Raw genomic sequence first — 19,525 nt, forward strand, 5'->3', positions numbered from 1 at the left:
AGATTCCTTAGAAAGGAGGTGATCCAGCCGCACCTTCCGATACGGCTACCTTGTTACGACTTCACCCCAATCATCTGTCCCACCTTCGGCGGCTGGCTCCCAGAGGGTTACCCCACCGACTTCGGGTGTTACAAACTCTCGTGGTGTGACGGGCGGTGTGTACAAGGCCCGGGAACGTATTCACCGCGGCATGCTGATCCGCGATTACTAGCGATTCCGGCTTCATGCAGGCGAGTTGCAGCCTGCAATCCGAACTGAGAATGGTTTTATGGGATTGGCTAAACCTCGCGGTCTTGCAGCCCTTTGTACCATCCATTGTAGCACGTGTGTAGCCCAGGTCATAAGGGGCATGATGATTTGACGTCATCCCCACCTTCCTCCGGTTTGTCACCGGCAGTCACCTTAGAGTGCCCAACTAAATGCTGGCAACTAAGATCAAGGGTTGCGCTCGTTGCGGGACTTAACCCAACATCTCACGACACGAGCTGACGACAACCATGCACCACCTGTCACCGCTGCCCCCGAAGGGGAAGGCCTATCTCTAGGCCGGTCAGCGGGATGTCAAGACCTGGTAAGGTTCTTCGCGTTGCTTCGAATTAAACCACATGCTCCACCGCTTGTGCGGGCCCCCGTCAATTCCTTTGAGTTTCAGCCTTGCGGCCGTACTCCCCAGGCGGAGTGCTTAATGCGTTTGCTGCAGCACTAAAGGGCGGAAACCCTCTAACACTTAGCACTCATCGTTTACGGCGTGGACTACCAGGGTATCTAATCCTGTTCGCTCCCCACGCTTTCGCGCCTCAGCGTCAGTTACAGACCAAAGAGCCGCCTTCGCCACTGGTGTTCCTCCACATCTCTACGCATTTCACCGCTACACGTGGAATTCCGCTCTTCTCTTCTGCACTCAAGTTTCCCAGTTTCCAATGACCGCTCACGGTTGAGCCGCGAGATTTCACATCAGACTTAAGAAACCGCCTGCGCGCGCTTTACGCCCAATAATTCCGGACAACGCTTGCCACCTACGTATTACCGCGGCTGCTGGCACGTAGTTAGCCGTGGCTTTCTGGTCAGGTACCGTCACGGTACCGTTAGTTACACGGTACTTGTTCTTCCCTGATAACAGAGTTTTACGATCCGAAAACCTTCTTCACTCACGCGGCGTTGCTCCGTCAGACTTTCGTCCATTGCGGAAGATTCCCTACTGCTGCCTCCCGTAGGAGTCTGGGCCGTGTCTCAGTCCCAGTGTGGCCGATCACCCTCTCAGGTCGGCTACGCATCGTTGCCTTGGTGAGCCGTTACCTCACCAACTAGCTAATGCGCCGCGGGCCCATCTGTAAGTGACAGCATAACCGTCTTTCAACCTTTCCCCATGCAGGGAAAGAAGTTATCCGGTATTAGCTCCGGTTTCCCGAAGTTATCCCAGTCTTACAGGCAGGTTGCCCACGTGTTACTCACCCGTCCGCCGCTAATCTTTAGGAGCAAGCTCCTAAAGATCCGCTCGACTTGCATGTATTAGGCACGCCGCCAGCGTTCGTCCTGAGCCAGGATCAAACTCTCATATAAGTAGTTGATTTAGCTCATTAGCTGGTCTTGCAAAAATTACTTTTGACGTTTTGTTTCGTTCAGTTTTCAAAGATCAAACTCGGTCGCTTTCTGACAGCGACCTTTTAATATTATCATCTTACAATTCGAAAGTCAATCATTATTTTTTCGCCGCATTTCGATAAGTTTCTTACGTCTCAGCAGCGACGTTTATTACTATAACAAGATTATTTAATCTCGTCAATAGAAAAATTGATAAAAATTAAAAAGAAAAAAACTATACTCTTATTCGATAACATCTATGAAATAATCCATGACCTTTTGTTTCTACTTCAACTACTTGGATAAAGTCCTTTTCAATTAAATACTCAAGAAGAAGGCCAAAGTCTACTCCATAATGAATGATTTCAGGATGTTTAGATATTTCATCTACGTTCCATAGATCTTGACTTCCCATTACTTCCAGCAAATGAGCAGCTCCATCTGATGTTCTTGAAAATAATAAAAATTCACTAGCAAGAAATAAAAGCTCTAATCTTTTTTCAATTGGCTCCTCGCTTTTGATCAACTCTTCGTACAATTTGAATATCTCCGGTTCAATTTGCTTTACTTGATTCCAAACTGTAAGTTCTGGGTGAAAGCCATTTTCAATAATTGAAAGCCTGCCTAAATGGTGTAAAGAATGGACGATGTGGTTGAAAGCATCTAAATATTGTCCTGTTTCAAAAAAAGCTTTCCCATCCATATATCTCCGTATTAATTTTGCAAATTCTAAACCAATTTTAATTTTTCTTCCATAGAAAGGAAATTCTTCAAGTTCAATTCTTAAATTTTCCATATAATCATTTCTATCGAATAAAATTTTCCCTTCATATAACCATTCAACAATTTTACGATTAGAACCAAGTAGCAGCCACTCATTAAGCTGTTGTTCGGTAACAATATGTAAAGCAGCCTTTTTATCTTCATATTGGTAATGTTTATTGTAGACTGGTTGATCTTGTTCCTTAACAATCATCAATAAAATGACATCAAAAGTATCGGTTAAGGTAGCCGCTTTATGCTTTTTTTCAATTTTTATGATACCTAAAGTGTTATCTTGGCTTGCTCTTTCCTGGTATATCGGTCTAAGGATGTCTTCCATTTTCAATACCTCCAAAACATTTTCCTTTTTCATTTCGACAGTGATTTAGTGATTTCCTGCATGTTCAATTAATCGCCTTAATATTACAAGATGTTTTTAGCCGATTATGATATAGTTTATTTTCAGGAGGGTTATAGATGGGTAAAAAATATTCAAGTAAAATTAATAAAATACGTACATTCGCATTGTCCCTAGTATTTATTGGATTTATCATTATGTATTTAGGGATATTCTTCAAAAATCACGTTGTTATTATGACTATTTTTATGCTTTTAGGACTTTTATCAATAATAGCAAGTACACTTGTTTACTTTTGGATAGGGATGCTATCCACTAAAGCTCTACAAGTCGTTTGTCCAAACTGTGGAAAACCTACAAAAATATTGGGGCGCGTTGATATGTGCATGCATTGCCGCGAACCTTTAACAGTTGATCCTAACCTCGAAGGAAAAGAATTTGATGAAAATTATAATAAAAAAAGAATCGAAAAAGATTAAGTAATTTCAGTTCAAATAATCTATATTATTGGTGAGATAAATGAACATATTAAATAGTAGACTATATAACATACTTGAAGTTTTATCTTTTTTCTTCTTATTAAATATTCTGTGGTTTACGATGTGCCTGCCAATCGTTACAATTTTTCCAGCTACAGCTGCAATGGTAGCAGTCATTAGGCAATGGGTAATGAAAAAAGATACTGCTATCTTAATTCCTTTTTTCCGTTTTTTCAAAGAAAATTTCAAGCAGAGTTTTATTATCGGGATCATTTTCTTTGTTTTTGCCGGTATTTTTTATGTTGATTTTATGCTAGTTAACACTTTCAATCCAAAGTTACATAGTTTTTTATTTGCTTCTTTGTTTTTACTAGGATTAATCGTCACATTCACATTGATTTATGTATTCCCAATGATGGTCCATTATCGACTTTCTTTATGGCATGTTATTAAAAATTCATTTTTCTTTTCAGTTAGGTATATTCTTTCAACTGTTCTATGTGTATTAATTTTATTAACTATGGTCTCGCTGCTATTTCTTATTCCTGTGTTCTTTTTGATTATTTTCAGTTTTACTGCGTATCTTATTTTTACTATTTGCTACAGCAGATTTCGGAAAGAAGAGGATTTGGCTGCAGGGCGAAATAAAGTAGAAACTGAATAAAGCTATACTCTATAAAAAAGCAAGCAACCTTATTTTGGTTGCTTGCTTTTACTAATGATTATGTTTTTTAATGACTTCCTTTATCACATTCAGGGCATATACCATAAATCTCCATACGATGATGGCCGACTTTAAAGCCAGTGACGTGAGAAGCAAGGTGTTCTACCTCATCTAGTCCAGGATAATGGAAATCAACTATTTTACCGCAATTTTCGCAAATAATATGATAATGATCTGAAGTAACAAAATCAAACCGGCTGGAAGCATCCCCATAAGTAAGTTCTTTTACTAATCCGGCTTCGCGAAATACACGCAGGTTATTGTAGACAGTAGCCACGCTCATGTTTGGAAATTTATCTTCAAGCGATTTATATATGTCATCTGCTGTTGGATGCGACATTGACTGAATCAAATATTCCAAAATCGCATGACGTTGAGGTGTAATCCGGACTCCCGTCTCTTTCAATGTATGGATCGCTTCTTTTAATTGAATGTCTGACACCGCCATGCACCTCTTTTCTAAAATAAAATTCATTATCTAATAGTAATTCTTATAAAGAGTGTACTAATAAATTGGTTTCTTTGTCAATGATTTCCCATTATTCATGGAGCTTTAATTCTACCATACCCAACTTATGATTAATAAATCGAGCAGCTACAAACAAGAAATCCGAAAGTCGATTCAAGTATGAAAGTACTAAAGGATTAACATTGTCAATTGAGACAGTAATTCTCTCGGCCCTTCGGGTAATCGTTCTTGCTACATGAAGAACGGCTCCTGCTGGATGTCCACCCGGAAGGATAAAATTGCTTAAAGGAGGTATATCTCCCTCTAATAGATCAATTGTTTTTTCCAATTCTTCAATATCCGTTGCCTGCAGCACCCATTTCACTTTTTTTCCAGCTGGTGTAGATAATTCAGCCCCAACATGAAAAAGAGTTGTTTGGACTTTATGTAAAAATGAATGCATTTCTTTTATATCATCATTTTTAATATCCGTTAAGTGACTTAAAGCTAGTCCTATCATGGAATTTGCCTCATCACATGTTCCATAAGCTTCCACCCGTATATCGTTTTTAGACACCCTCTCCCCATAAACTAATGAAGTTGTTCCCTTATCTCCTGTTTTAGTATATATCTTCAAAGCAGTCCCTCCATAACACTCAAGTTTATGTATATATATTATCATTAACAGAGATTTAATTCTCAATTATGATTCTTACGCAAAAAAAATTGGGCTGTTATGAACAGCCCACAATATTTTTTTCCTATTGAGGAGGTATGCCCTAATATACAATATGCAGGCAGTCACTTTTAGAATGGACAACAGCCAAGAACTGAAAGAAATAGGCATTATTTTTTTATGAAGCCAATTTTGTAAGCCAAGAGCCGAGCCGGCTTATAGGAAGTTTAGCTGTTCTAAATAAACTAGCAGCTTTTTTCCTAGTTTAAATATCAGTTGTGAAGTTAAAAGCCTTTATGACAGCTTCTCTTTCACAAACTGAAGCGCCTCCTCAACATGTCCATTCACTTTTACTTTTCTCCATTCCTTCACAAGAATGCCTTCTTTATTAATAATAAAGGTCGAGCGCTCAATTCCCATATATTCTTTACCAAACATTGATTTTAACTTCCATACTTCATATTTTTCAGCTGCTTCATGATTTTCATCAACAAGCAATAGAAATGGCAAATTATATTTGTCAATAAACTTCCCGTGCTTAGCCTGTGGATCTGGGCTAACCCCTAATATGACGACATCTAATTCAGCAAAGTCTTTATGGAAATCTCTAAAATCACAAGCCTGTGTCGTACATCCTGGCGTCATATCCTTTGGATAGAAATAAAGAACTACATGTTTTTTTTCATAAAAATCTGCAAGTGATATTTGTTTTCCGTTACTTGCAGGCAATGTAAATTCAGGAGCTTTTTTGTTTATATAATTTGTCATGATGATTGCCTCCCATCCATACTTATTATAACTAGCGTATCAGATAGCTGCATTTATTTCCGGCTTCGAGGCTCATATTCAATAAAAGAACGCACAACAAATGCAGCGGGGATTGTATATCCTAGAAGAGCCTCAACCATGACAAGCAAACGTCCTAAACCAACCGGAACAACGTCTCCATATCCAACAGAAAAAAGTGTAATGGCGCTTAAATACAATGAAGTGGCAAGACGCTCATTCCAACTTTTATATGGAATATTAGCTGAATCAATAATGATTGTCATTCCTTTCAGTTCAAGCAATAAAAAAAGGAGCCCGAAGCCAATCATAATAATCGCATACGTGCAGCCAAGGAAGACAAAGTTTTCAAAAGACACTTGTTTGAATTTAAATCGATCAGGCAAAAACAATATTCTTAGTGCCATAAGAATACAAATAATGACTGCAAAAAAGATGATGTACCAAATAAGAAATCACCTCTTTATTTCTTGTCCATTTATTTTACGTAAAGTAGATTGTACATAGACCTAGCTTGCCAATAATTGCACAGAATTCGTTGAACGACTACAATGAATAGAAGCTGATATTATAAGGAGAGACTAGTTTTGAAATTTTCACATTCTGAAGAAATGCATAAAGAAGCATTAGAGCATATTGTCGGAGGAGTTAATAGCCCCTCCAGGTCATATAAAGCCGTTGGCGGTGGTTCTCCAGTAGCGATGGAAAAGGCAAAAGGTGCTTATTTATACGATGTTGACGGAAATCGCTATATTGATTATTTGGCAGCTTATGGCCCAATTATTACCGGACATGCACACCCCCATATTACCGAAGCCATTAAGAAGGCAGCTGAAACAGGTGTATTATACGGTACTCCAACTCCGCATGAAATAAAATTTGCTAAAATGATTAAAGAAGCCATCCCTTCACTTGATAAGGTGCGTTTCGTCAATTCAGGGACGGAAGCCGTCATGACAACCATTCGTGTCGCAAGAGCATATACAGGGAGAGACAAAATATTAAAATTTGCCGGATGTTACCATGGGCATTCAGACTTAGTATTAGTCGCTGCTGGATCCGGTCCATCCCAGCTTGGCATGCCCGATTCTGCCGGTGTCCCTGAGAGCATTGCAAAGGAAGTCATTACGGTTCCTTTTAATGACATCGTCGCATTTGAAGATGCCATGAATAAATGGGGAAGTGAAATTGCAGCAGTTTTAGCTGAGCCGATCGTAGGTAATTTTGGAATTGTTGAACCACTTCCCGGTTATCTTGAAAAAGTAAAGGACATGACTCACGCAAAAGGAGCACTTCTCATATTTGACGAAGTCATTACAGCATTTCGTTTTATGTATGGTGGAGCTCAAAATTTACTTGGAATAACACCTGACTTAACAGTGCTTGGAAAAATTATTGGCGGCGGACTTCCAATAGGTGCGTACGGTGGCCGCAAAGAAATTATGGAAAAGGTAGCCCCTCTCGGCCCCGCATACCAAGCAGGAACAATGGCTGGTAATCCCGCATCTATGCTTTCAGGTATCGCTTGTCTTGAAGTTCTTCAGGAACCGGGAATTTATGAACGTCTTGATAAATTAGGGGCGATGTTGGAAGACGGGATAGTAGAAGCTGCAAAAAAATATAATGCTCCGATTACAATTAACCGCTTAAAAGGAGCATTAACTATATATTTTACGAAAGAAAAAGTGATAAACTACGAACAAGCCGAAGCGACAGACGGAACATTATTTGCATCGTTTTTCAAAAATATGCTGAATCAAGGCATTAACTTAGCACCTTCAAAATACGAAGCTTGGTTTATTACAACTGCTCATTCTGAAGAAGACATTGTTGAAACAATAAAAGCAGTTGAAAATGCTTTTAATTAGAAAAGCGCAGGCGCCTCGCTTATTCGACATACAGACCCACATGATGTGGGTCCGTCGATGTTCCTTCTTCGTCCTTCTACTTATCGTAGGAAAAAAGACAAGAAGTTTGCTAGTCGATAGGCGCCGGGCCCGACATTGATATATGAAATAGAAATAAAGAAAGGAATTTTAAACCATGAAGCTTGGTGCCCGCATGTTAAAAACGGGGATAGCCATAATATTGGCGCTTTATGTTGCAGAGCTTCTCCATATACCGTCGCCTGTATTTGCCGGTATTGCAGCAATTTTCGCTATACAACCGACTATATACCGCTCCTATTTAACCGTATTAGAACAAATACAAGGTAATATTATTGGAGCAATCCTTGCCATTATTTTTGTATTAACGTTTGGAAATCATTTTTTAATTATTGGCTTTGCGGCTATCCTTGCCATCATCATTATGGTGAAACTAAAATTGGAGAATGCGATTCGCCTTGCACTTGTAACTATAATTGCCGTTATGTCAGCTCCTACTGAAGACTTTCTTCAATTTTCTGCGATTCGTTCGTCTACCATTTTACTAGGCATCTTGTCTTCTTTTGCAGTCAATCTTGTTTTTCTACCGCCGAAATATGAAACGAAGCTTTTTCAAGGAATTTCGGATGTTTCAGAGGATATTATAAAATGGATGCGGCTTTCAACAAGATTCGCTTCTGAAGATCAACTGTTAAAAAAAGAGCTTGGTACACTAAAGGAACGTATTGGCGGCAATAATCAATTATATTCAATGTATAAAGAAGAGCGCAGATATTTTAAGAAAAGCGAGTATTCTAATGCTCGCAAGCTCGTTGTCTATAGACAGATGATCCAAGTTAATCAAAAAAGCTTTGATCTCTTGAAGCTTCAACACCGTTATAAAAATATTTTGTATGAACTCCCTAGCGCTTTACAAAATAGCACGCGTGAAAAACTAGATTATTTATTAAGTTATCATGAACAGCTGCTGCAAAAATTCATTGGGCGAGTCCCTCAAGAATTTGAGCTGTTCAATGAGAATATTTTTAATAGAGAACAGTTGATGAATGCATTTTTAAAAGAAATTAAAAATAATGAAGTGGAAGATGAATTTCAACCATTCCATTTAATGCATATTCTTTCTGCAATTGTTGAATATGAGGAACAGCTTGAGCATTTGGATAGAGTAATTCGGATATATCAAAAGAAACATCATAAAAAGCTCTGAGGCAGTTCAAATCCCTCAGAGCTTTCCTATTAATCTTTAATTATCTAATTGTTGAACTTGGAAAAGCTGATGATACTTTCCTTGCTTTTCCATTAATTCTTCATGTGTTCCAACTTCTGCAATTTCACCATGATCAATTAAGACAATCCTATCTGCATGGGTGATTGTTGAGAGTCGATGAGCGATAATTAATGTAGTTCTATCTTTGGCAAGTTTCTCTATTGCCCCTTGGATGAGGTGCTCACTTTCTAGGTCCAGTGCCGATGTAGCTTCGTCTAAGATGAGGATTGGCGGGTTTTTCAAAAAGACCCTTGCGATCGCTACCCGTTGTTTCTGTCCACCAGATAGCTTCACCCCGCGCTCACCTACTTTAGTGTCGTAGCCGTATGGCAAGTCCATAATGAAATCATGGGCATTTGCTGCATCTGCGGCTATACGTACCTCTTCATCCGTTCCATCAGGTTTTCCAAGTAGAATATTTGACTTAACAGAATCACTAAATAAAATATTATCTTGAAGAACCATGCCAATTTTATCGCGGAGACTACGAACTTTAAAATTTCGAATATCGATACCATCTAATAGTACTCGGCCAGCACTTACATCATAAAATCTAGGGATAAGACTAACAAGAGAAGATTTCCCTCCCCCGCTCATACCAACAAATGCGATCGTTTCCCCTGCTTTTACATCAAGGTTGATGTTTCGTAAAACCGGTTCATCTTTTTCGTCATAAGCAAAAGTTACATTTTCTAACTTAATGTTTCCTACTACATTTTTAAGTTCAACGGCGTCCGGAGCATCATCGATATCGTACTTCTCATCTATTAAATCAAATACACGGTCCATAGACGCAATCGATTGTGTAAGAGTTGTCGAAGAATTTACTAGACGTCTCAGTGGATTGTACAACCTTTCCACATACCCCATAAATGCAACTAATGTACCAATGGAAAGATTTCCGTGAATAACTTGGTAGCCTGCATACGTAATGACAATTAGAGGTGCAAGGTCCGTAATTGTATTGACGACAGAGAAAGCCTTCGCGGTCCAGCTCGTATGAGTCAATGCTTTATCAAGGAAATTTGCATTATTTTTATCGAATTGTTTTTGCTCATGATCTTCGATTGCAAAGCTTTTAATGATTGACATTCCTGCAACACGTTCATGTAGATAGCTTTGGACCTCTGCCAGAGCTTGTGAACGAGCGCGTGTAAGTTTTCGCAAGTTGCCGAAAAAATAGCGAACTGAAAACATATATAGCGGAAATACAGCTAATGATACGATCGTGAGTGGTACATCGAGCGTTATCATAATAGCAATCGCTATGATAACAGTCGCGACATCAAGCCATAAATTCATCAAACCAGTGATGACAAAATCCTTCGTTTGCTCTACATCATTAATTATTCTGGATATTACTTCACCAGCACGAGTATTTGAATAAAATCTAAAGCTTAATTTTTGTATATGTGTAAACATCTTATCGCGAATATCATATAAGATTTTACTTGCTGTCCATTGTGCAAAATATTGGCGGTAGTATTCAACTGGCGGTCTTACTACTACAAATAATAAAAGCATGGCACCCATTGTCATCAGTAACTTTGATGTTTTTTCATCCGCCGATAATTCTTTTGCGCCGATCACATCATCAATGACATATTTCATTAATATTGGGATTAAAAGAGGTATGGCAAATTTAATGATCCCGATTATCAACGTTCCTACAATTTTCCATTTATACGGCTTTACAAAATGCATGTATCTTTTGATGATGCCCAAATCAAAATTCCTCCTAACAGAAAAGCGCAAGGCGCCCGTTCAGCGACGTACAAACTTTTTAAGCTTCTGACGAGATAAAGGAAACACGGCGAGGAACAAGCCGATGTTGACTTATCGTAGGAAGAAGCTGAAAGTTTGCTAGTCGTTGGGCGCCTGAAGCTAGATAGACTTCTTTAAATTAAGATGTGTAAAATTTTATACTTTCTTTACTTTAAATAAAACCTGTTGACATGGATCAACAGGCCATTAGCTGCGATACATCAAATAGCGATCGTACCACGTATCAATAAAATCCGGTGAAAACGGACCTTTTCGTTGTCTAATCCACCGTACTAATTTATCTACATTCCGTTTTAAAATATGATCAATTACATCTGGATATCCCATTTGCATTCTATGGTATTCATATTCATCTTCATCAAGAAGAGTAAACGTCATATCGGGGTAAACTTTTACATCTAAATCATAATCTATATATTTTAAAGCTTCATGATCATACACATACGGAGAACCAAGGTTGCAATAGTAATAGATGCCATCTTCCCGAATCATCGCAATGATATTAAACCAGATATCTGTGTGGAAATAACAAATTGCAGGCTCCCTTGTAATCCACGTTCTGCCATCTGATTCCGTCACTAAAGTACGATCATTTGCACCGATAACGAGATGCTTTGTTGCTTTTAAAATTTTCGTTTCATCCCAAATCCGGTGTATATGTCCATTATGCTTATAACTATGGATTTGTATATTATCGCCTTCAATGGGAGTACCCATCTTTTCCCCTACTTTCTTTAGAAAAGCGCAAGCGCCTCAAGGATAAAGAAGGTTTATATCGCAACGTCTCTATTGCGGGCTCTGACAACGACTTACTTTACTTCGCCTGCACTATAACCTTATACGTCGCAACACTTTCCTGAACCTCATCCTGCGGGTCCTCCGACAAACAAATGTTTCGAGTCAAAAGAAGTCACTCTTATCCATTTATTGACGACGGTTCTAAGCGCTGGAGCTAGACACAAACGGTAAACCGAACACCTTTTTATGACTTTGTATTATTATAACGTTCTTTAGTCATTTTTAAAACAAATGAGTTTCGGCACATAAAAAAATAAGGATCTAACCTTCGCCATAAGAAAGTTAGATCCTTATTATTTCATTACTGTTGACCGTAGTTACCTGAGTTTTTAGCTTTATTAGCTTCTGCTTGTTGATTTTGTTTTTTTACTTGTTGAGCATCAGTTTCGCTTCCAAACTCAGTACCAAAATTACCCTGTCCAGTAGCTGATTGTGCATTTTGTTGTCTTACTTTTTGAACATTAGTTCCAGATTGTTGTGCTTTTTTCATTTTTCTCACCTCCACGTTTGTTAATGTAACCAGAGGGAGAGATTGTTATCCAAAAAAATAAATTAATTTTTTGGTTATTGACGAAATGAATATTCGATAAGTTTAATCGGGAATTAGCACAATATTCCCGATTAAACTTGAGCTTCACAAACTTTCATTGAGAATTAATTCTGGATGCGAATTCGAGAATCACCCATTTTAAACTAAAATGGAGCGTCCACCATCTACAATTATTGTCTGACCTCTAATCATGGAAGCATCCTCGGAAACGAGGAACATAATTGATTTTACTATGTCATCAATTTCAACCATTCGTCCAGCAGGCGTATGTTTTCTTGCATCTTCAAGCAATTCTTCACGATTCGGAAAATGCTTAAGCGCGTCTGTATCAATGGCACCACCAGAAACAGCATTCACAACAATATTTTTCGCAGATAATTCTACAGCCAAATAACGGGTTAGAGCTTCAACTGCTGCTTTGGATACACCAACCGTTGTATAATTTTCCAAGTAGCGGATAGAACCGAGAGAGCTTAAACTGACAATTTTCCCTCCGCCATTTCGTTCCATAAGCTTTGCTGCTTCTTGAGCACAAAATAACAATGCCTTGCTGTTAATGTTCATCGTCCAATCCCAATGCGATTCTTCGAGCTCCATTGCGGGTCTTAATACTCCGGAAGCCGCATTATTAATAAGGACATCAAGTCGCCCAAATTCATTCTCAATTTCCGCAAACATGTTCTTTATTTTATCAACATCCCCGACATTAGCACGGGCAAGAAATGCCTTTCTACCAAGCTTCTCAATTTCCTCAACCGTTTCAAGAGCAGCTTTTTTGCTTCGGGCATAATTGACTACAATATCGTATCCTGCCTTTGCCAATGCAATGGCGGCAGCTTTTCCTACTCCCCTGCTGCTTCCCGTTACAAGTGCCACTTTATTACTCATTAAAAATCCACCTTTCAAATTCAATATGTTTATTTTACCTTTATGATGAAGATTGAACAATTTTACAGATTATATTTTTCCTTATATGTTTTCCATATTGTTTGATAGGAAACCGGAAATGCATATTCCTCTAATTCTTCTTGAGTAACGAGAAGATAATTGCCAGCATCCACAATATCATCTGAAATGCTTCCAGCATAAACATTAATTGCCCAAGTTAAATGTGAGAAAACATGATCCACCTTAGTAAATATTCCCGTTTCAAGCTGAGCTTCCAATTTTAATTCATCTTTTATATATGCTGACAATGTTGTCCTCATCGGAGAAAAGTTCCCATCCTCCACAGTTGGAAATTCCCATAAATTCGCGAGCAATCCTTTACCAGGGCGCTTGCGAATTAAATATTTACCATTATTTGTTTTTAAAACAGCTGCAAGCAAATCTACATGTTTCGTTGATTTTTTTCGTGTTTTTACAGGTAGATCTTTTTCGACTCCCGCTGAAAAAGCTTGGCAATGTTCCCGGACTGGGCATAATAAACAAGAGGGAGAAGTTGGGGTGCATATTAGTGCTCCAAGCTCCATCATTGCTTGATTAAAATATGATGGATATTTACGATCAATTATTTCTCTGACTGCTTCTTCGAAAATTTTGCGTGTTGATGGTTTGGCTATATCATTATAAATAAGCAAAATTCTTGATAGGACCCGCATAACATTGCCGTCTACAGCAGGTTCCGGTACACCATATGCTATGCTCAATATCGCTCCAGCCGTATATGGGCCGACACCCTTTAATGTTGATATTTCTTTTAACGTATTAGGAACCTTTCCACCGTATTGAGTGACAACCTCTTTTACAGCTGTATGTAAATTTCGTACGCGTGAATAATATCCGAGTCCTTCCCAAATTTTTAGTACGGATTCATCGTCAGCATTAGCAAATGCCTCAATAGTAGGAAACTTTTTGAGAAATCGTTCATAATAAGGAATAACGGTGTCAACTCTCGTTTGCTGAAGCATGATTTCCGAAACCCAAACCTTGTAGGGATCGGAATCTTTTCTCCACGGGAGATCACGTTGTTCACGAATAAACCAATGTACTAAATCCTTTTGAAATTTATCTATTTCCAATTCTTTTAAATTGTGTTGTATTTGATCATTCATTTCATATCACCTTAATGTTAATCAATAAGAATTTTAGGGAATAACTAATATAATCCCGTTCAATTGCAAATTAAATTTTTATAAAATATGATGGTAAATATACTAATTACAGCCATCCCTTCCCGAGGAGGATTTAGATTGGATACAGCTACTCACGTCGTTATGGGAATCGCGATAGGCGGACTTGCCACGCTTGATCCAGTAGTGGCTGAAAGCACAGTCAATAGTCACAGTGTACTTGTTGCTGCTATTATTGGATCTCAAATACCTGATATCGATACTTTTTTAAAATTACGCAATAATGCGGTTTATTTACGAAATCATAGAGGGGTCACACACTCGATACCTGCTGTTTTACTTTGGCCGATAGTCGTGACCGCATTTGTCAGCCTATTTTTCCCAGAAGCCAATATGCTTCATTTATGGATATGGTCCTTCATTGCTGTTTTCCTGCATGTATTTGTAGACATATTTAATGCCTACGGAACGCAAGCACTGAGACCATTTTCCGCCAAATGGGTGGCGTTCGGCATAATTAATACATTTGATCCGATTATTTTCAGTATTCACGTCCTTGGCATTATCCTTTGGATATTTGGAGCACCTCCAGGATATACCTTTTTAAGCATGTATATCGTGATCATTCTTTATTATCTCCTGCGATTTATCATGCAAAGGACGGTTCGATCGGCATTATTAAAAACAATACCTGACGCAGAGGAAATCATTATTGCACCAACGATGAGCTTCAATCAATGGCGGCTCGCGATCACATCAAAAGACTGCTTTTATGTAGGTCGTGCGTTTAAACGCTCGATTACGATTTTTGATAAATTTAAACGAATACCAGTTCCCGATTCCCCTATCATTCAAGCTGCCAGTAAAGATAAAAATATTTCTGCATTTTTGTCCTTTTCCCCCGTCTATCGTTGGGAAATTGGAGAATTTGACCGCTATTACGAAGTCCGATATATCGATTTACGTTATCGAAGCAATGGGCATTACCCTTTCGTAGCGATCGTTCAGCTTGATCATAATTTAGACATCATTGCTTCATACACCGGTTGGATTTATAGTGAAGAAAAATTAAGGAAAAAATTAAATATCGTGATAGATTAACTCCATGTAAAGCTGCATGGAGTTTTTCATTTTCCCCTAAATAATTTCAGCATATAGAAACCATAATATAAAGGCGGGACAGTTTATCTCGCTTTGTAAAGGAGGCTTCCAATATGGTGCGTAACAAAGCTAAAGATTTCCCTTACAAAAACGATAACAAATTCGAGGGAGAACCACGTGCAAAACCGGAATTTGCTTCCAAACGTGCAAATGGCACAACGAATACAAATCCTCAAGGTAGAATGCGTGCTTCCGGTGCTCGAGAAGATGAAGACCCAAGCTAAATCCCATAATGGGACTACATTGAAGGGGGATAATCATGAATAACAATGAGAATTCTCACTTAAATAGACAACTAAGTCAATTTAATCGTGCCCATTATAATCCAAAAAGAATGTTCAACCAAGTTAATGGACAAACAGAACAATCTCAATCGCAAATTATCCTTGAGAATATGGTTGTCCAGTACCAAAAAAGATAACAGTCATACGTGGCCGGCGGGAGCATTTCTCTCGCTGGCCTTTTTTCTTTTGTGCCCCCATCTTAAATAATAGAAAGGTGAACGCATCTCTTTGGATCCTATATTTTAATAAGGTGAAGGGTATTATGTCGCCTTGCATCCTTTTTTAAACAAGAAGATGCTCACCCGCTATTTTAATAAGGAAATCGGAAGTGCCTCTTCCTTGCCTGTGCCATTTAATCGATAACCCCATGCAAAAACACCTTTTAAGTAATCAATTTTGAAGTATGTACCCGGAGCCCCTTCAACTGCGTATATTTCGCCAGGCTTAAAATTGGCTGGATCCAGTAAATACGCTTGAGCCATAACTGCTTTCCTTTCCATCACAGCAAACTCATTTACAATCCCTAATTGCTCAGCTTTCCGAGCCTTCTCTTTTAAATGGGCAATCTCTTGTTTAAGCTCTGATTCCGTCATTTGACTAAATCTTTTTTCTTTTTCCATTTCCGTAACCACCTTGTATCAATGTTGTAGGCTAGTGTTTAAGCAAATTTAAGTGTTTCACTGGATATATCGGGTACTTTCTCTTATAAGATGGGATTTCGAATCGCTCCATGGATACGACGACCAATTATTTAGTGGCTATAGGCACGTTTAAACTGTATTCATGACTTTTCTGATGACTTTTTCAGGAACAAGGGCACGATTAAGCTGTATTCGTGACCTTTCCGATGACTTTTTCAGGAACAAGGGCACGATTAAGCTGTATTCGTGACCTTTCTGATGACTTTTTCAGGAATAAGGGCACGATTAAGCTGTATTCGTGACCTTTCCGATGACTTTTTCCGGAACAAGGGCACGATTGGGCAGTATGCTTTTTTTCTTTTCCAATGCTTTTTCGTGACCAAATGCCCAATGGAAATGTAAAAATAATTCTCATAATTACATTAGAGTCCTATTCATTGTCATTCAAGTAACGTTCTATTAACTCTATCGCAAAACCCTTACGATATAATGCCTGTTTCATTTTTTGCTTATATTCGAAGCCGGTGAACTTTTTGTATCGCCGATGGGCTTTTTCCCCTTGTATTTGTAAGGCGTTCCACTCATCATCATCGTCTTTTTCATAATCAATTTCATCTATAGCAATAGAAATAATGTTAAATGGGAAACCTTTTGTCAGTAAAAATTGTTCAATCTTTTGTTTAAGAAATGTTTCCGAAAGATTGTTATTTTGTCTAGCAATTTTATCTCCTAACTGGATGGCATGCTCAATTTGTTTCTCACTACTATATTCATCCATTGACTGTTCAATAAAAGAATCTTTTATTCCTTTTTGTCTTAATTCCTGCCTAATGTTTAATGGACCTTTTTTTCCCCCATTTACTTGAGTTCGTACATAGGCAGCAGCAAATTCCAAATCGTCCACATAATTCCGATCGACTAATGTCAGTAATACGGCTTGAATGACGGGATCTTCCCATTCTTTTTTCTTTAGATGCTGACGGATTTCCTCTTCTGATCTCATCCTATATGATAAAAAGTTAATTGCAGCATTCAATGCTTTCCGGATTTCATCTTCATATTGAATTTGAGTTATGTCAAACTCAGATAATTCCTTCCCCTTTGCTAAATGGTAGCGAATCAGGACTTCCTCGTCGACTCCAAATGCAAACTTTTCATCTAAATAAATATTATATCGATCCGGACTATTTTTTTGCGTAGTAATTTTCGTGATGATCGGCATTTTACATCATCCTCTTATAAACACTTATTAATGTCATTTTATCATAATATCTTCTCTGTATGTTTAAGCAGTGAATGGGCAAAACATTAAGGGAGGAGGTGAGTGGCATGAGTAAACGAAAAGAACTGAATACGAAAAGTACATTATCGACAACGCAGGAAGTACTCTATAGTAGAGAGTTTAAGCGAGCGGATAAAGCTGGCGGATACACTAATGAGCGAAAATAAAACAAATCATACATAACCATTATAGGAGGATAAATTACATGGGACGTGACGACAGACGCAGTGCTCGAGATAAAAATAAGCAAAAATTGCCACAAGTTCCACAAAACATGAAGTCTGATGGACTCGACGTGGAATTTTCAGAAGAGCTTGCTGACCACAATGATAAGGTTGCTCAGGAAAGGTCAAAAGCTGCGGATAAGAGAGCAAAACGTAAATAAAAACAACATCGGGAGGGACAGTTTGTTCTGTCTCTCTCCCGATAAAAAACTTATCACACATTTACAATCATCCCGTCATACCCCACATCAATCCCAAATGGCCTTAAAAGACTTATTAGTTCGGCGTGTGATAGCTTTGTATTATGTGAAAAATGCGTGGCAATCACTTTTGATGTGTCATCTATAATCCCCTTCGCACTAAAAATGTCCTTAATTTCTTTCACTGCATCAATATCCAGATGGTTTCTTCTCCCGGGAATTAATCCGTGTGTACAATCCAATAATACAAAGTCCAATTTCTTATCTTCAAGCCATGCCCAAGTCTGCGCTGGGAACCAACCTGTATCATGACCATATAACATGCTCTTATTTCCTTTTTCAATATAAAAAATAAAGCATGTCTCATCTTTATCATGGTCAGCAAGCAATGGTGTCACTTGAAAATTTCCTATTGCAAAAGTGATAAATGGTGCAATTCGACTAAATCTAAAAGCTTCTTTTGAAAATTGGATCACTTCTTTACATTTATAAATGACAACATCATTTCCATAAATATTTAAAGGATAATCAATTTCGTGGGCAAAAACTGGTGATCTCATTGTTAAATCGTAGGGGTCAAAATGATCGTGGTGTGAATGAGTAAAAAGAAGATGTTGAATACTTCCCAAGTCTAAATTGTTTGTAAGGACATGATGAAAAGTATCAGGCGGAAAATCAATCTTTAGTTCATCGTCAATAATGGCAGAGGTCCTGCTACGAATATCCTTTCCTCCCAATTTCCTTGCTCTCATACATGCATCACATTTACAAAAGATTGCAGGGTATCCTTCTGCCGCAGCCGTACCTAAAAGTTGAACCTTCATTTACTCATCTCCTTAAAATTAATAGCAGATAGTTTGTTTCGATTGTAAAAGCCCATAAGCCGGCTTTTATAAAGGCATATTAATCTAAAATAACTTGTTTATGAGGATCTCTTAGAAATTCAAACAACATGTTAATCTGTGATTCTGTATTTCTATTTAATGACAGTGGCGGTAAATCATTCTCTGAAAAAAATTGGACATCATTCGTTTCCATACCAATACTTGCTTCTCCACCTATGATTTCACATTGGATAAATATTTTATAATAATGATATGGTTGTGGCGGATGGGGATGATGATTAGAATCTAACAGAGCAAGTAGCCTTACAACACGGACATCAAAACCGGATTCTTCCTTTATCTCTTTTACGATATTTTCAGTTGGAGAGAAACCGATGTCACAAAAACCGCCTGGCAGTGCCCATTTATCATCATAATTTTCTCTTACCATAAGAATTTTTTCATCTTTAAAAACCGCTCCGCGAATATCAACTTTTGGAGTTTGATAACCTGTTTCATTCGTAAATAATTCTTTGATTTTATCCATTTCTAAATCGGTATGTACGGACATAATTTCGGCACTAATATTACGCAATTCTTCAAAACGTTCGATGTCATATATATCTTTTGAAAATTCTAATCCTGCTTGGGCTAATGCTTGTATTCTTTTAGCCCAGTCGAGCCATTGATTATTCATTAATAACATCCTTTACAGCCAAGTTTATTCATTATATGCA

At 38.1% G+C, this 19,525-nt stretch carries 23 protein-coding genes and 1 rRNA gene; 9 read left to right on the forward strand and 15 right to left on the reverse strand.

The genetic code is table 11. The annotated features are described in order from the left end of the window. Positions 1–11 precede the first annotated feature (11 nt). Together KHA96_RS17655 and KHA96_RS17660 are read right to left on the reverse strand one after the other, a co-directional pair. Positions 12–1,560: ribosomal RNA gene (locus KHA96_RS17655) — 16S ribosomal RNA — on the reverse strand. A 256-nt stretch (positions 1,561–1,816) separates the two neighbouring features. After that, the gene (locus tag KHA96_RS17660; protein ID WP_213131073.1) at positions 1,817–2,683 is read right to left on the reverse strand and encodes a nucleotidyltransferase-like protein; all 867 of its coding nucleotides are present in this window, start codon (positions 2,681–2,683) and stop codon (positions 1,817–1,819) included. 137 nt (positions 2,684–2,820) lie between these two features. Here KHA96_RS17660 and KHA96_RS17665 point away from each other — a divergent pair, with 137 nt between their 5' ends. Together KHA96_RS17665 and KHA96_RS17670 are read left to right on the forward strand one after the other, a co-directional pair. Further along, positions 2,821–3,180, forward strand: a complete 360-nt coding sequence (locus KHA96_RS17665; RefSeq protein ID WP_213130670.1) for a YgzB family protein — start codon at positions 2,821–2,823, stop codon at positions 3,178–3,180. A 40-nt stretch (positions 3,181–3,220) separates the two neighbouring features. Next, positions 3,221–3,844 carry a YesL family protein gene (locus tag KHA96_RS17670; RefSeq protein ID WP_213130671.1) on the forward strand — a complete coding sequence of 208 codons (624 nt, stop codon included), beginning with the start codon at positions 3,221–3,223 and terminating at the stop codon, positions 3,842–3,844. Between the two features lie 67 nt (positions 3,845–3,911). On the opposite strand, the gene perR is transcribed toward KHA96_RS17670, so the two are convergent. The 4 genes from perR to KHA96_RS17690 all read right to left on the reverse strand — a co-directional run bounded on the left by perR (position 3,912) and on the right by KHA96_RS17690 (position 6,221). Beyond that, positions 3,912–4,352: a peroxide-responsive transcriptional repressor PerR gene (gene perR / locus KHA96_RS17675; RefSeq protein ID WP_249315721.1), complete on the reverse strand. Its 441-nt coding sequence runs from the start codon at positions 4,350–4,352 to the stop codon at positions 3,912–3,914. A 91-nt stretch (positions 4,353–4,443) separates the two neighbouring features. Then, complete coding sequence (locus KHA96_RS17680) at positions 4,444–4,989, reverse strand: cob(I)yrinic acid a,c-diamide adenosyltransferase (RefSeq protein ID WP_213130673.1); 546 nt, start codon at positions 4,987–4,989, stop codon at positions 4,444–4,446. Between the two features lie 333 nt (positions 4,990–5,322). Beyond that, positions 5,323–5,796, reverse strand: coding sequence for a thioredoxin-dependent thiol peroxidase (gene bcp, locus KHA96_RS17685; RefSeq protein ID WP_213130674.1), 474 nt, complete (start codon positions 5,794–5,796; stop codon positions 5,323–5,325). A gap of 53 nt (positions 5,797–5,849) precedes the next feature. Next, a complete protein-coding gene (locus KHA96_RS17690; protein WP_249315722.1) occupies positions 5,850–6,221 on the reverse strand; it encodes a potassium channel family protein in 372 nt (123 codons plus the stop codon). Between the two features lie 180 nt (positions 6,222–6,401). On the opposite strand from KHA96_RS17690, the gene KHA96_RS17695 reads away from it, so the two are divergent. Together KHA96_RS17695 and KHA96_RS17700 are read left to right on the forward strand one after the other, a co-directional pair. Continuing rightward, on the forward strand, positions 6,402–7,682 hold the full coding sequence (locus tag KHA96_RS17695; protein WP_213130675.1) for a glutamate-1-semialdehyde 2,1-aminomutase: 1,281 nt from the start codon (positions 6,402–6,404) through the stop codon (positions 7,680–7,682). Between the two features lie 175 nt (positions 7,683–7,857). After that, positions 7,858–8,907: an FUSC family protein gene (locus tag KHA96_RS17700; protein ID WP_213130676.1), complete on the forward strand. Its 1,050-nt coding sequence runs from the start codon at positions 7,858–7,860 to the stop codon at positions 8,905–8,907. A 36-nt stretch (positions 8,908–8,943) separates the two neighbouring features. On the opposite strand, the gene KHA96_RS17705 is transcribed toward KHA96_RS17700, so the two are convergent. The 5 genes from KHA96_RS17705 to mutY form a co-directional block, all read right to left on the reverse strand. Further along, positions 8,944–10,692 carry an ABC transporter ATP-binding protein gene (locus KHA96_RS17705; protein WP_283248473.1) on the reverse strand — a complete coding sequence of 583 codons (1,749 nt, stop codon included), beginning with the start codon at positions 10,690–10,692 and terminating at the stop codon, positions 8,944–8,946. 246 nt (positions 10,693–10,938) lie between these two features. Further along, positions 10,939–11,469 carry a nucleoside tri-diphosphate phosphatase gene (gene ntdP / locus KHA96_RS17710; protein ID WP_213130677.1) on the reverse strand — a complete coding sequence of 177 codons (531 nt, stop codon included), beginning with the start codon at positions 11,467–11,469 and terminating at the stop codon, positions 10,939–10,941. A gap of 382 nt (positions 11,470–11,851) precedes the next feature. Then, positions 11,852–12,040, reverse strand: a complete 189-nt coding sequence (locus KHA96_RS17715; RefSeq protein ID WP_213130678.1) for a gamma-type small acid-soluble spore protein — start codon at positions 12,038–12,040, stop codon at positions 11,852–11,854. Between the two features lie 198 nt (positions 12,041–12,238). Continuing rightward, positions 12,239–12,988 carry an enoyl-[acyl-carrier-protein] reductase FabL gene (gene fabL / locus KHA96_RS17720; RefSeq protein ID WP_213130679.1) on the reverse strand — a complete coding sequence of 250 codons (750 nt, stop codon included), beginning with the start codon at positions 12,986–12,988 and terminating at the stop codon, positions 12,239–12,241. A 62-nt stretch (positions 12,989–13,050) separates the two neighbouring features. After that, the gene (gene mutY, locus KHA96_RS17725) at positions 13,051–14,154 is read right to left on the reverse strand and encodes an A/G-specific adenine glycosylase (protein WP_213130680.1); all 1,104 of its coding nucleotides are present in this window, start codon (positions 14,152–14,154) and stop codon (positions 13,051–13,053) included. A 138-nt stretch (positions 14,155–14,292) separates the two neighbouring features. Here mutY and KHA96_RS17730 point away from each other — a divergent pair, with 138 nt between their 5' ends. The 3 genes from KHA96_RS17730 (at position 14,293) to KHA96_RS17740 (ending at position 15,754) form a co-directional block, all read left to right on the forward strand. Further along, positions 14,293–15,273 carry a metal-dependent hydrolase gene (locus KHA96_RS17730; RefSeq protein WP_213130681.1) on the forward strand — a complete coding sequence of 327 codons (981 nt, stop codon included), beginning with the start codon at positions 14,293–14,295 and terminating at the stop codon, positions 15,271–15,273. A 116-nt stretch (positions 15,274–15,389) separates the two neighbouring features. Beyond that, the gene (locus KHA96_RS17735) at positions 15,390–15,557 is read left to right on the forward strand and encodes a small, acid-soluble spore protein K (RefSeq protein ID WP_213131076.1); all 168 of its coding nucleotides are present in this window, start codon (positions 15,390–15,392) and stop codon (positions 15,555–15,557) included. 35 nt (positions 15,558–15,592) lie between these two features. Beyond that, positions 15,593–15,754, forward strand: a complete 162-nt coding sequence (locus KHA96_RS17740) for a YpzG family protein (RefSeq protein ID WP_213130682.1) — start codon at positions 15,593–15,595, stop codon at positions 15,752–15,754. A 168-nt stretch (positions 15,755–15,922) separates the two neighbouring features. Here KHA96_RS17740 and KHA96_RS17745 read toward each other — a convergent pair whose 3' ends face one another. Both KHA96_RS17745 and recX read right to left on the reverse strand, forming a co-directional pair. Continuing rightward, a complete protein-coding gene (locus tag KHA96_RS17745; protein WP_213130683.1) occupies positions 15,923–16,237 on the reverse strand; it encodes a YfhH family protein in 315 nt (104 codons plus the stop codon). 451 nt (positions 16,238–16,688) lie between these two features. Then, positions 16,689–17,480, reverse strand: a complete 792-nt coding sequence (gene recX / locus KHA96_RS17750) for a recombination regulator RecX (protein WP_213130684.1) — start codon at positions 17,478–17,480, stop codon at positions 16,689–16,691. Between the two features lie 107 nt (positions 17,481–17,587). On the opposite strand from recX, the gene KHA96_RS17755 reads away from it, so the two are divergent. Further along, a complete protein-coding gene (locus KHA96_RS17755; protein WP_213130685.1) occupies positions 17,588–17,707 on the forward strand; it encodes a YfhE family protein in 120 nt (39 codons plus the stop codon). Positions 17,708–17,745: 38 nt separating this feature from the next. Next, positions 17,746–17,925, forward strand: a complete 180-nt coding sequence (locus KHA96_RS17760) for a YfhD family protein (protein WP_213130686.1) — start codon at positions 17,746–17,748, stop codon at positions 17,923–17,925. Positions 17,926–17,978: 53 nt separating this feature from the next. Here KHA96_RS17760 and KHA96_RS17765 read toward each other — a convergent pair whose 3' ends face one another. Both KHA96_RS17765 and KHA96_RS17770 read right to left on the reverse strand, forming a co-directional pair. Continuing rightward, on the reverse strand, positions 17,979–18,788 hold the full coding sequence (locus KHA96_RS17765; protein ID WP_213130687.1) for an MBL fold metallo-hydrolase: 810 nt from the start codon (positions 18,786–18,788) through the stop codon (positions 17,979–17,981). Between the two features lie 79 nt (positions 18,789–18,867). After that, entirely contained in the window at positions 18,868–19,485 is a 618-nt protein-coding gene (locus KHA96_RS17770; protein WP_213130688.1) for an NUDIX hydrolase, read from the reverse strand. Positions 19,486–19,525 lie beyond the last annotated feature (40 nt).

Origin of the sequence: Bacillus sp. FJAT-49711, from assembly GCF_018343715.1 — a bacterium.
Lineage (GTDB): Bacteria > Bacillota > Bacilli > Bacillales > Bacillaceae_C > Lederbergia.

Bases quoted from the DNA above. Each gene is read 5' to 3' on its own strand.
- KHA96_RS17660 (WP_213131073.1), bottom strand. From the start codon at position 2,683: ATGGAAGACATCCTTAGACCGATATACCAGGAAAGAGCAAGCCAAGAT.
- KHA96_RS17665 (WP_213130670.1), top strand. From the start codon at position 2,821: ATGGGTAAAAAATATTCAAGTAAAATTAATAAAATACGTACATTCGCA.
- KHA96_RS17670 (WP_213130671.1), top strand. From the start codon at position 3,221: ATGAACATATTAAATAGTAGACTATATAACATACTTGAAGTTTTATCT.
- perR (WP_249315721.1), bottom strand. From the start codon at position 4,352: ATGGCGGTGTCAGACATTCAATTAAAAGAAGCGATCCATACATTGAAA.
- bcp (WP_213130674.1), bottom strand. From the start codon at position 5,796: ATGACAAATTATATAAACAAAAAAGCTCCTGAATTTACATTGCCTGCA.
- KHA96_RS17690 (WP_249315722.1), bottom strand. From the start codon at position 6,221: ATGGCACTAAGAATATTGTTTTTGCCTGATCGATTTAAATTCAAACAA.
- KHA96_RS17700 (WP_213130676.1), top strand. From the start codon at position 7,858: ATGAAGCTTGGTGCCCGCATGTTAAAAACGGGGATAGCCATAATATTG.
- ntdP (WP_213130677.1), bottom strand. From the start codon at position 11,469: ATGGGTACTCCCATTGAAGGCGATAATATACAAATCCATAGTTATAAG.
- KHA96_RS17715 (WP_213130678.1), bottom strand. From the start codon at position 12,040: ATGAAAAAAGCACAACAATCTGGAACTAATGTTCAAAAAGTAAGACAA.
- fabL (WP_213130679.1), bottom strand. From the start codon at position 12,988: ATGAGTAATAAAGTGGCACTTGTAACGGGAAGCAGCAGGGGAGTAGGA.
- mutY (WP_213130680.1), bottom strand. From the start codon at position 14,154: ATGAATGATCAAATACAACACAATTTAAAAGAATTGGAAATAGATAAA.
- KHA96_RS17740 (WP_213130682.1), top strand. From the start codon at position 15,593: ATGAATAACAATGAGAATTCTCACTTAAATAGACAACTAAGTCAATTT.
- KHA96_RS17745 (WP_213130683.1), bottom strand. From the start codon at position 16,237: ATGGAAAAAGAAAAAAGATTTAGTCAAATGACGGAATCAGAGCTTAAA.
- recX (WP_213130684.1), bottom strand. From the start codon at position 17,480: ATGCCGATCATCACGAAAATTACTACGCAAAAAAATAGTCCGGATCGA.
- KHA96_RS17755 (WP_213130685.1), top strand. From the start codon at position 17,588: ATGAGTAAACGAAAAGAACTGAATACGAAAAGTACATTATCGACAACG.
- KHA96_RS17760 (WP_213130686.1), top strand. From the start codon at position 17,746: ATGGGACGTGACGACAGACGCAGTGCTCGAGATAAAAATAAGCAAAAA.
- KHA96_RS17765 (WP_213130687.1), bottom strand. From the start codon at position 18,788: ATGAAGGTTCAACTTTTAGGTACGGCTGCGGCAGAAGGATACCCTGCA.
- KHA96_RS17770 (WP_213130688.1), bottom strand. From the start codon at position 19,485: ATGAATAATCAATGGCTCGACTGGGCTAAAAGAATACAAGCATTAGCC.